This is a genomic window from Burkholderia lata (genome assembly GCF_902499025.1).
Classification (GTDB): domain Bacteria; phylum Pseudomonadota; class Gammaproteobacteria; order Burkholderiales; family Burkholderiaceae; genus Burkholderia; species Burkholderia lata_C.
This window is the reverse complement of sequence record NZ_CABVPW010000008.1, coordinates 222,099-233,544: the sequence shown is the minus strand read 5'-3', so window position 1 is coordinate 233,544 and position 11,446 is coordinate 222,099. Positions and strand designations below refer to the sequence as shown.

Below are 11,446 nucleotides of genomic sequence, written 5' to 3'. Positions count from 1 at the left end.
CGCGGCCGGCGGGGCGCCGGGCCGCTCGCGCCGCCGCCGGCCGGGCCCGCCCGCCGGTAGAATGCAGGCTTCTTCCCGACCGCCGCCCGCCGCGCCCGCCTGCATGGAACTGAAATGGCTCGAAGACTTCGTTTCGCTCGCGGAAACGCGCAGCTTTAGCCGTTCCGCCGAGCTGCGGCACGTGTCGCAACCGGCGTTTTCGCGGCGCATCCAGGCGCTCGAGGCATGGCTCGCGACCGAACTGATCGATCGTTCGGTCTATCCGACGCGGCTCACGCAGGCCGGGCAGATCTTCTACGAACAGGCGCTGACGATGCTGTCGCAGGCGCACGAGGCGCGCACGCTGCTGCGCGGCCACGTCGGCGCGCCGGTGCCGACGATCGAGTTCGCGGTGCCGCACACGCTGTCGCTCACGTATTTCCCGCGCTGGCTGCAGCGGATCGAGGCGAAGATGGGCCAGGTCCACACGCGGCTGCGTGCGCTGAACGTGCACGACGCGGTGCTGTCGCTCGTCGAGGGCGGCTGCGATCTCGTGATGGGTTACCACCACCCGAGCCATCCGGTCGCGCTCGACCCGGCGCGTTACGACATGCTGATTCTCGGTAGCGAGCCGATCAGCCCGTTCTCGGCGCCGGGCCGTGCAGGGCGGCCGCGTTACACGCTGCCCGGCACCGCCGACGCGCGCGTGCCGTACCTGTCGTATACGCCGAACGCGTATCTCGGCCGGATGACGGAAGTCATCGTCGCGAATGCGTCGACGCCGCTGTTCCTCGATCGCGTCTATGAAACCGACATGGCCGAAGGGCTGAAGGCGATGGCGCTCGCGGGCCACGGCGTCGCGTTCCTGCCGCACAGCGCGGTCGAGGATGCGGTCGCGGGCGGCCGCCTGATCCGGCTCGACCGGTCGGTGCGCGGCGGCGCGCACCCGTTCACGCTGACGATGGAGATCCGGTTGTACTGCGACAAGCTCGCGCTGCAGGGCGACGATCCGCGGCAGAAGCTCGTGCGTGCACTGTGGGACGTCGTGCGCGACGAACTGCGCGAAACCGCGGGTTAACCGTGGGCGGTTAACCGCCAGCCGGCTGTCGTCGAGCTTGCGGCGCCTGTCGGACGGCTGTCCGGCGGCCCTCCCGCACCCAGGAAACACGATTTTTCACGCACGCGATGCACGATCGATCGCGTGCGTTCTTGCGCAAATCGACCGCAGATTTGCGAAAAATCGCGATCATGCAAGAAACGCATAATCGAATAAGCAAACGGCATTGGATAAAAAAAACGGGTTTTTCGACAATGTGCGCACCTGTTGACCGTTGGAGCATCCATGTCTTCGCAATTGCAGTCCATCCCGTCCTACCTGCACGCCGACGATCTCGGCCCGTGGGGCAACTATCTTCAGCAAGTCGATCGCGTCGCGCCGTACCTCGGCTCGCTGTCGCGCTGGCTCGAAACGCTGAAGCGCCCGAAGCGCATCCTGATCGTCGACTGCCCCATCGAACTCGATAACGGTACCGTCGCGCACTTCGAGGGCTATCGCGTGCAGCACAACGTGTCGCGCGGCCCGGGCAAGGGCGGCGTGCGTTACCACCAGGACGTGACGCTGTCGGAAGTGATGGCGCTGTCCGCATGGATGTCGGTCAAGAACGCGGCCGTGAACGTGCCGTACGGCGGCGCGAAGGGCGGTATCCGCGTCGACCCGCGCAAGCTGTCGCGCGGTGAGCTCGAGCGCGTGACGCGCCGCTACACCAGCGAAATCGGCATCATCATCGGCCCGAACACCGACATTCCGGCGCCGGACGTCAACACCAACGAACAGGTGATGGCGTGGATGATGGACACCTACTCGATGAACCAGGGCCAGACGTCGACCGGCGTCGTGACCGGCAAGCCGATCGCGCTCGGCGGTTCGCTCGGCCGCAAGGAAGCAACGGGCCGCGGCGTGTTCGTCGTCGGCTGCGAAGCGGCGAAGAAGAAGGGCCTCGAGATCGACGGCGCACGCATCGCGGTGCAGGGCTTCGGCAACGTCGGCGGCATCGCGGCGAAGCTGTTCCAAGAAGCGGGCTCGAAGGTGATCGCGGTGCAGGATCACACGGGCACGATCTACCAGCCGGCCGGCCTCGATTCGAACAAGCTGCTCGACCACGTCGCACGCACGGGCGGCGTCGCGGGCTTCGAAGGTGCGGAGCCGATGCCGAATGACGAGTTCTGGACGGTCGAAACCGACATCCTGATCCCGGCGGCACTGGAAAACCAGATCACCGAGAAGAACGCAGGGAAGATCCGCACGAAGATCATCGTCGAAGGCGCGAACGGCCCGACGACGACGGCGGCCGACGACATCCTGACCGCGAACGGCGTGCTGGTGATCCCGGACGTGATCGCGAACGCGGGTGGCGTGACCGTGTCGTACTTCGAATGGGTGCAGGATTTCTCGAGCTTCTTCTGGACGGAAGACGAGATCAACCACCGTCTCGAACGCGTGATGCGCGAAGCGTTCTCCGGCGTGTGGGCGGTCGCGGAAGAGCACAAGGTGTCGGTGCGTACGGCAGCGTTCATCGTTGCGTGCAAGCGCATCCTGATGGCGCGCGAAATGCGTGGCCTCTACCCCTGATCGTTGACTATGATCAATTCATGACGCAATCCACCCGATTGCGGAGATGAACCCTCGCGGGCGGTGCCGGATCCGGCACCGCCCGCGCGCGCATTCGGGGCGCCGGGAGCCGGGAGGAAGGCTTCGCGGAAGGCGCTGCGACGTGCGGTAAACAACAGTACTTTCAAAAATATTACTTTGATACACTGGCGCGGGTTTTAGCCAAGGAGATGACCAAAATGAAATACCAAAAGGCAGTCCTGATGTTCGCGGCGCTTTGCGCGTTCGCAAGCGGCGCGCATGCTCAGGAGACGGGCACGCTGAAGAAGATCAAGGACACGGGCGTGATCGCGCTGGGACACCGCGAGTCGTCGATTCCGTTCTCCTACTATGACGAAAAGCAGCAGGTGGTCGGCTATTCGCGCGAATTCCAGATGAAGGTGGTCGACGCGGTGAAGAAGAAGCTGAACCTGCCGAACCTGCAGGTGAAGAACATCCCGGTCACGTCGCAGAACCGCATTCCGCTGGTGCAGAACGGCACGGTCGACATCGAGTGCGGCTCGACGACCAACAACGCCGAGCGTCAGCAGCAGGCCGCGTTCTCCGACACGATCTTCGTGATCGGCACGCGCCTGATGACGAAGAACGATTCGGGCGTCAAGGATTTCGCCGACCTGAAGGGCAAGACGGTCGTGACCACCGCCGGCACGACGTCCGAGCGCCTGCTGCGCAAGATGAACAACGAAAAGCAGATGGGCATGAACATCATCAGCGCGAAGGATCACGGCGATTCGTTCAATACGCTGGAATCGGGCCGCGCGGTCGCGTTCATGATGGATGACGCGCTGCTCGCGGGCGAGCGCGCGAAGGCGAAGAAGCCGGGCGACTGGGTGATCGTCGGCACGCCGCAATCGGAAGAAGCGTACGGCTGCATGATGCGCAAGGGCGATGCAGACTTCAAGAAGGTCGTCGACGATGCGATCTCGCAAGTCGAGAAGTCGGGCGAAGCCGCGAAGATCTACGCGAAGTGGTTCGAGAACCCGATCCCGCCGAAGGGGCTGAACCTGAACTTCCCGCTGTCCGATTCGATGAAGAAGCTGTACGCGAACCCGAACGACAAGGCGCTCGACTGACCACACGGCCGTTGATGCAGAAATGACGCTAATGAGACGGAAGAGGCCCCGCTTCTTCCGTCTCTTTTTGCTGGAGTCTTGCCCATGTCTTACCACTGGAACTGGGGCATCTTCCTGAGCCCCGTGTCGACCGGCGAGCCGACGACTTATTTCGGATGGCTGATGTCCGGCTTCTGGGTGACCATCGAAGTGTCGCTCGTCGCCTGGGTCATCGCGCTGATCGTCGGTTCGCTGTTCGGCGTGCTGCGCACCGTGCCGAACAAATGGCTGTCCGCGATCGGTACCCTGTACGTGTCGATTTTCCGGAACATTCCGCTGATCGTGCAGTTCTTCGTCTGGTATCTCGTGATACCGGAGCTGCTGCCTGCATCGATCGGCACCTGGATCAAGCAGCTGCCGCCCACCACGCAGTTCTTTACCGCGTCGATCATCTGTCTCGGCCTGTTCACGGGCGCGCGCGTGTGCGAACAGGTGCGCTCGGGGATCAACGCGCTGCCGAAGGGCCAGCGCGCCGCCGGCCTCGCGATGGGTTTCACGCAATGGCAGACGTATCGCTACGTGCTGCTGCCCGTTGCGTACCGGATCATCGTGCCGCCGCTCACGTCGGAATTCCTGAACATCTTCAAGAACTCCGCCGTCGCGTCGACGATCGGCCTGCTCGACCTGTCCGCGCAAGCGCGACAGCTCGTCGACTACACCGCGCAGACGTATGAATCGTTTATCGCGGTGACGCTCGCGTACGTGATCATCAACCTCGTCGTGATGGCGTTCATGCGCTGGATCGAAGGCCGTACGCGGCTGCCCGGCTATATCGGAGGCAAGTGATGCATCAGTTCGACTGGAGTAGTATTCCCGGCGCGCTGCCGACGCTGTGGTCGGGGGCGGTCGTCACGTTCCAGATCACGCTGATCGCGATCGTGGTCGGGATCGTCTGGGGCACGCTGCTGGCGCTGATGCGGCTGTCGGGCGTCAAGCCGCTCGCGTGGTTCGCGCAGGCCTACGTGACGGTGTTCCGCTCGATCCCGCTCGTGATGGTGCTGTTGTGGTTCTTCCTGATCGTGCCGCAGCTGCTGCAGGGCGTGCTCGGGTTGTCGCCGACGATCGACATCCGTCTCGCATCGGCGATGGTCGCGTTCTCGCTGTTCGAAGCCGCGTATTATTCCGAGATCATCCGCGCCGGCATCCAGGCGGTGCCGCGCGGGCAGGTGAACGCCGCGTTCGCGCTCGGCATGAACTACGCGCAGGCGATGCGTCTCGTGATCCTGCCGCAGGCGTTCCGCGCGATGATCCCGCTGCTGCTCACGCAGGCGATCGTCCTGTTCCAGGATACGTCGCTCGTGTACGTGATCAGTCTCGCGGACTTCTTCCGCACGGCGGCCAACATCGGCGATCGCGACGGCACGACCGTCGAGATGGTCCTGTTCGCCGGCGCATGCTATTTCGTGATTTGCTCGTTGGCGTCTGCACTCGTCAAGGGTCTCCAGAAAAAGGTCACAAGATGATTTCCATCAAGAACGTTTCGAAGTGGTACGGCCAGTTTCAGGTCCTCACCGACTGCACGACCGAGGTCAAGAAAGGCGAAGTGGTGGTCGTGTGCGGCCCGTCGGGCTCGGGCAAGTCGACGCTGATCAAGACCGTGAACGGCCTCGAGCCGTTCCAGCAGGGCGAGATCCTCGTGAACGGCCAGTCGGTCGGCGACAAGAAGACGAACCTGTCGAAGCTGCGCTCGAAGGTCGGGATGGTGTTCCAGCATTTCGAGCTGTTCCCGCACCTGTCGATCACCGAGAACCTGACGCTCGCGCAGGTCAAGGTGCTCGGCCGCGGCAAGGACGAGGCGAACGAGAAGGGCATGAAGCTGCTCGATCGCGTCGGCCTGAAGGCGCATGCGCACAAGTTCCCGGGCCAGCTGTCGGGCGGCCAGCAGCAGCGTGTCGCGATCGCGCGCGCGCTGTCGATGGATCCGATCGCGATGCTGTTCGACGAGCCGACGTCCGCGCTCGACCCCGAGATGATCAACGAAGTGCTCGACGTGATGGTCGAACTCGCGCAGGAAGGGATGACGATGATGGTCGTCACGCACGAGATGGGCTTCGCGAAGAAGGTCGCGCATCGCGTGATCTTCATGGACAAGGGCGCGATCGTCGAGGACGACCGCAAGGACGATTTCTTCTCGAATCCGAAATCGGAACGCGCGAAGGACTTCCTCGCGAAGATCCTGCACTGAGCGTTCGCGCTCGTCGGCGCCGGATGTGCGTCGATGCGAAAACCGCCCGGCCGAGCGCCGGGCGGTTTTTTTTCGTCCGCCGCCGGCGGGCGTTACCAGCTGTAGCGGTAGCCGACCTGCCCGACGATGCCGCGCCGGTAGTCGCCGCCGATGTTGCGCGCGATCTTCGCGTTCGCGTACAGCTCGCCCGACTTGCCGAAGCCCGCGGTCACGCCGACGCCGAGCTCGTACCACGTGCGGCCGAGATGCGTCGCGAACGGCGTGCCGCCGACGACGGTCTGGCCCGGCGACAGGAAGTCGTGCAGCACGTCGGCCGTGAAGTACGGCGTGGCGGCGCCGCCGCCCGAATCCGACTGGAGGTTCGGCCGGAAGATGCGCACGCCGACGCGGCCGCGCAGCGCGTTCGTCGTCGTGCCCGATACCGCCGAGACGTTGTCGTTGAACCCGTTCAGCTTCAGGTACTGATACATCAGCTGCGCCTGCGGCTCGACCGCGACCGGCAGCGCGCCGATCGCGAACGGCTTGCCGACTTCCTGCGACAGCGCGATGCCGAAGCCGTTCTGCGATGCCTCGTTGCCGTAGCTGTCGCGATAGCGGTTGCCGTAGTGCGTAACCTGCCCGACGCTGTCGAAGTACGTGCCGTCGGACAGGTACTTCGTCCAGTAGCCGCCGATGCTCTGTGCATGCATCTCGACCGAGCCCGTCGACGTCGACACGTTGGCCGTATCCGCACGTGCCATGTCGCTGAAGCTGGCGTTCGACACGCCGATGCTGGCCGTCACGCCCGCATGCGTGCTGCCGCCGCCGTTCGGCGCCTGGTCGAGCGTCCAGTCCTTGCCGAACTGCGCGAAGAACGTGCGCTCGTCGGCCGCGAAGCGGCCCGCGTTCGCGTCGAGGCTCTGGCCGCCGATGCGCCCCCACACGCCGTCGCGATTTCCCGGCTGCTGCTTCTCGAGGTTGTAGATGTCGCCGACGCGCTCGTGCAGCTTGCCCAGTGTGGAGAAGCCGTAGTCTGCGTTGAGCAGTGGCGTGAGTGCGTAGCCCGAGACACCGGGGCGATACGCGAGCGTGCCACCGTTGCCATTCCCGTTGCCGTCTCCGTCGCCGCCACCGGACGGGTGGATCGGGTCGCCGGGATCCGACGGATCGAGTTGCGACCGCAGGTACCAGCCGTTCGCGTCGCCTTGCCCGCCGCGATAGAGCCGGTATTCGTACGCGCCCGCCTGCACGGGCCCAGCGAGCTGGAACGCCGATGCGGTGGTCGTGCCGCCGTTGGCCGTGACGACCACCGGAATCCCGTCGCCCTTCGTCTGCGCGCCGGTGCCGGCCGTGTTGGCGATCTTCAGGCCCGTCGTGCCGCTCGCGGTGCCGCCGTTCACGATCACCCGGTCGGTCGGCGATGCATCCGCGCCGAGGAACGTGTTGAGCGCGATCGTGCCGCCGTTGCCGACGTAGCTGCCGGTCGTCAGCGTCTTGTAGCTGCCCGCGAGCGTCGGCGAACCGGTCGGTGCGGCGAACGCGACGAGGCCCGCGTTGTTCAGGCTGCTCAGCACGGAGCTGCCCGTCATGCGCCACGTGCTGGTGTTGTCGATCGACAGTGCGACCGGATCGATCTTGCCGGTCAGCGTCGTGCCGTTCGCGAGGAACACGTTGCCGGTGCTCGATGCGTCGGAAACGATGTCGCCGGCCAGGTTCACGGCCGATGCGGTGAAGGTGGCGTTGCTGCCGTTCGACAGGTCGAGCAGCGTGCCGTTGCCGGCCGTCACGACCGTGCCGTTGCGCACCGCGATGTCGGCCGTGCCGCCGCGTGCGGCGAAGGCCGGCCCGGTGGCGGACGTGACGCTGCCGCCGTCGACGAGCACCGAGTTCGTCGCGCCGTTTGCGAGCGTATCGGAAATCAGCACGCCGGCCGTCGCGCCCTTGAGCGTCGTGCCGGTCAACGCGAGCACGCCGCCGCTGTCGGCGGTTGCGCCGTTGCCGGCGGCGCTGGCGATCGTCGAGCCCGTATCGCCGATGCGGCCGCCGTTCTGCGCGACGAGGCCGTCGGCCGCCGTGCCGGCAGCAGTGATCTTCGTGCCCGACAGCAGCGCGGTCGCACCGCCGCTCGTCACGATCGCGGCCGAACTTGCGCCGGTCGTCGCGATGGTCGTACCGTTGGCCGCCAGCGTCGAATCCGCGCCCGACACGAAGAGGCCGCGCGCGTTGTCGCCGGTGGTCCGGACGACGGTCGCCGCATCCGCCGCGATGCGTGCGCCGGCGCCCGTCGACGACAGGCCGTCGGCGCCACTGCCGGTCGTGCCGATCTGCGTGCCGGACAGCGCGATCGTCGCGTTCGTCCCCTGGTTGTCGATCCCCTTGCCCGAGCCGCCGACCGCGATCGATGTCGCGCCGGCCGCGAGCCCGCCGCCCGTGACGGTCGAGTCGATCAGCACGCCGTCGGCGCTGCCGTTGGCGCTCACGGTGCCGGCGCCCGACAGCGCGACCGATGCGCCGGCGCCCGTCAGGTGCACGCCGGCGATGCCGTCGTCGGCTTCGATCGAACCCGTGTTGGCGAGCGTCGCCGACGCACCCTGCACGAGCGCACCAGTGCCGTCGGATACGCGGATCGTCGACGCGTTGTTCACGGTGCCGAGCGTGCCGATCACGACACCCGTCGAACCGGCGCCCGTCAGCAGCACCGTGTCGCGGTTCGCGAGCGTGCCGAGGTGCTGCGCGACGAAGCCCGTCACGCCGGCCGTCGATGACGTGACGGCGGCGTCGTTGGTGAGCGTCGTCGCGACCGGTGCACCGGCATTGGCGCCGGCGAGGTCGTGCGCCTGGCCGTCGACGATGCCGGCGATCGCACCGGCCGCGTTCAGGTTGATCGTCGCGCCCGTGTCGATCGTGCCCTGCGCGCCGCCTTCGACCGCGATCGCGATGCCGTTCGCGCCGTTGACGTTGTAGATCGCGTTGCCGGTCGACAGCACGGTGCCGGCGTCGGTCGCGAGCACGCCGTGCGCGCGCTGGCCATTGACGTCGGTCGTCAGCGCGCCGGCCGTCGACGTGCCCGTGTAGACCGCGCCACCGGCAACGCGGAACAGTGTCGAATCGTCGGTGTCGACGCTGAGATGCTGCGCGGCGACGTTGATCTTCGAGCCCGCGCCATACGCGTAGAAGCCGATCTGGTTGGTGCCCGACATGAAGGCGGGCACGGCATTGGCGCCGACGTCGATCGTCGCGCCCGAACGCGCGTGTGCGCCGATCGCGCCGGTGCCCGTCAGGTTGAGCGCGCCGTCGAGCGTGGCTTTCGCGAGCGGCCCCTCGGCCCACACGCCGTAGTTGCGCGTGCCCGATGCGGGATCGAGGCCGCCGGCCACGTTGATCGTGCCGGTCGAGGTCGCCGCTGTCGCGGTCGGGCCGGTCCCGACGACCATGATGCCGATGCCGTTGACGCCGTTCAGCGTGATGGTGCCGGTGTTGGTCACGGTCGCGGCCGTGTTGGCCGCGAGCATGCCGACGTTGGCGAGCGGCGTGCCGGACGCCGCGCCGTTGACGACGAGCGCGCCCGCGTTGGTCAGCGCGCCGGCGGTCGAGCCGATGCTCGCCATCGCGGCGCCATTTTGCGTCTGCGAGCCGATCACGATCGTGCCGAGGTTGCTTGCGGTGCCGGCATTACCGAGCAGGATGCCGTATGCGTGCGCGGCGAGCGCGACGTCGTTTGCCGTTCCGCCGGGCGCGTACTGCGCCGAGCGGCCGAGGTAGATCGTGCCGCCGGCTTCGTTCGTGAAGCTGCCGCCGGCGACGAGGCCGCCGATCACCTGGCTGTCGAGCGTCGTCGCATTGACGCCGACATTGATCGTGCCGGCGTTCGACGCGGTCGCGCCGCCTGTCACGGCGACCGCGTAGTTCTGCAGGTCCGGCTGGTTACCGTCGAGCGTCCACGCGCCCACGTTCATCACGCCGTTGTTGACGAACGACGTGCCCGCGCCGTTCGCAAACACGCCGTTGCCTTCGGTGTACGCGTGAAAGTTGAAGTTGTTCGGCGGCGTGCTGCCGCTCGTGTCGAAGTCGTCGCCGGACGCGTACCCGGACGAGATCGCGCCGTTGTTGACGCCGCTTGCACCGCTCAGCAGGCGCACCAGCGTGAAGTCGCCCGACAGGCGCCCGTCGTTGATGAAGTGCGCGCCGTTTTCCGCGAGGACGGCCGAGCTCGAGACGATCGTGTTGACGCCGCGGAAGTCGATCTGGCCGTCCTTGCCGATTTGCAGTGTCGCGTTCGCGCCCGTGCCGTGCATCACCGACAGGAAATCGATCGGCAACGTGTTCTTGTCGCCCGAGGACGCGTTGTTCTGATACTGGAAGGTTTGCTGCGAGAACGTGACGGCCTGGCTGAGCGCGCTGTCGTAGGCGGCCTGCGAGCCGAGCGCGCCGCTTTGCACCGAGCGCACGAGAAAGTCGTTGTACGCGGCGAGCGACGCGGCGTCGGTGACCTTCCACGTGCTGCCGTCGAATGCGGCGAAGGTGCCCGCGTAGGCCGGCACGTCGAGCTGGCGGCTGCCGATCGCGCCGCCGTCCGCAACGTAGTCGCCGGTGGTGAACTGGATCTGGTTGCGCGAGTTCCAGTTGACGGTGCTTGTCGTGGCGCCGGTGCCGTCCGCAAAGGTCAGGTCGGTCCCCTTCGCGGCCATCGAGATCGCGTTGCCGGCTGCATCCGGCGCGTTCGCCGCATTGCCGATCGACACGTTGAGCGTACCGCCGCTGGCGGTGACGGTGCCGATGCGCGTATTCACGTACTGATCGCCGTTCACGTCGTGGTAGACGGGCACCGCGGTCGCGCCGGCCGTCGACGCGGAGAACGCGGACGAGTCGTAGGTCGCGACCGTCGTGTGGGTGCCGGTGATCGAGTCGGGCGTGCTGACGCTGTGCGTCTTGCCGCCGAGCGACAGCAGCGGCTGGTTCGGGTTGCCCGACACGATGGTCGTGCTGCCGATCGGCGTGAGCGTGTAGCCGGGGTCGCCGCCGGCGCGGGTCCATGTGCCCGACACGCCGACGGTGTCGCCGCCCGAGACAGTGGCCGAGCCTGCCAGGTTGTCGTTGACGGTCGGGCTGAAACTGCCGGGCGCGCAGGTGCCGCCGCTCGCGACGGTCGCGCCGCTGCCGCACGTCGATGCGTACGCGGAGCCGGCCGACAACGCGGCCAGCGCGGCGCCGACTGCCGCGATGCGAAGCGATGTCCGGTGCGTTGCCGCGTGTGCGGCGCGGCGGCTCGCGCAGGATGAGCGGCCCGAACGCTTGCCGCGCGCCCGTGCCGTTTCCGCAGCCGCAACCCAGCAGCCGGTGGCCTCGCTCCATATCGATCGAAATGAATGATTCACGACAAGCCCCTCTCTCTTGTTTTGATGTGGTTTTCACCGCGGCGCAGTGAAATCGCAATCCGCAGTGAGGAATGGCGTGAATGGGTGTGCGGCGGCCGTGGCCGTTTCTCCGCCAATCGCGATTCGTTACACCGAGGATGGGGCGGAG

General features: G+C 66.6%; 7 protein-coding genes. 6 read left to right on the top strand and 1 reads right to left on the bottom strand.

The window, feature by feature from the left end:
• Positions 1 to 103: 103 nt before the first annotated feature.
• The 6 genes from BDI24065_RS10865 to BDI24065_RS10840 all read left to right on the top strand — a co-directional run bounded on the left by BDI24065_RS10865 (position 104) and on the right by BDI24065_RS10840 (position 5,944).
• Positions 104 to 1,057, top strand: a complete 954-nt coding sequence (locus BDI24065_RS10865) for a LysR substrate-binding domain-containing protein (RefSeq protein ID WP_175031227.1) — start codon at positions 104 to 106, stop codon at positions 1,055 to 1,057.
• A gap of 264 nt (positions 1,058 to 1,321) precedes the next feature.
• Entirely contained in the window at positions 1,322 to 2,608 is a 1,287-nt protein-coding gene (locus BDI24065_RS10860) for a Glu/Leu/Phe/Val family dehydrogenase (protein WP_175031226.1), read from the top strand.
• A gap of 218 nt (positions 2,609 to 2,826) precedes the next feature.
• A complete protein-coding gene (locus BDI24065_RS10855) occupies positions 2,827 to 3,720 on the top strand; it encodes a glutamate/aspartate ABC transporter substrate-binding protein (RefSeq protein WP_175031225.1) in 894 nt (297 codons plus the stop codon).
• An 84-nt stretch (positions 3,721 to 3,804) separates the two neighbouring features.
• Complete coding sequence (locus tag BDI24065_RS10850; protein ID WP_043191234.1) at positions 3,805 to 4,545, top strand: amino acid ABC transporter permease; 741 nt, start codon at positions 3,805 to 3,807, stop codon at positions 4,543 to 4,545.
• The gene (gene gltK / locus BDI24065_RS10845; protein WP_175031224.1) at positions 4,545 to 5,222 is read left to right on the top strand and encodes a glutamate/aspartate ABC transporter permease GltK; all 678 of its coding nucleotides are present in this window, start codon (positions 4,545 to 4,547) and stop codon (positions 5,220 to 5,222) included. The genes BDI24065_RS10850 and gltK overlap by 1 nt, the downstream gene beginning before the upstream one ends.
• A complete protein-coding gene (locus tag BDI24065_RS10840) occupies positions 5,219 to 5,944 on the top strand; it encodes an amino acid ABC transporter ATP-binding protein (RefSeq protein WP_011350949.1) in 726 nt (241 codons plus the stop codon). Before gltK ends, BDI24065_RS10840 begins: the two co-directional genes overlap by 4 nt.
• A 92-nt stretch (positions 5,945 to 6,036) precedes the next feature.
• Here the strand turns inward: BDI24065_RS10840 and BDI24065_RS10835 are convergent, their stop codons facing one another.
• Positions 6,037 to 11,298, bottom strand: a complete 5,262-nt coding sequence (locus BDI24065_RS10835; RefSeq protein WP_175031223.1) for an autotransporter outer membrane beta-barrel domain-containing protein — start codon at positions 11,296 to 11,298, stop codon at positions 6,037 to 6,039.
• Positions 11,299 to 11,446: the final 148 nt, after the last annotated feature.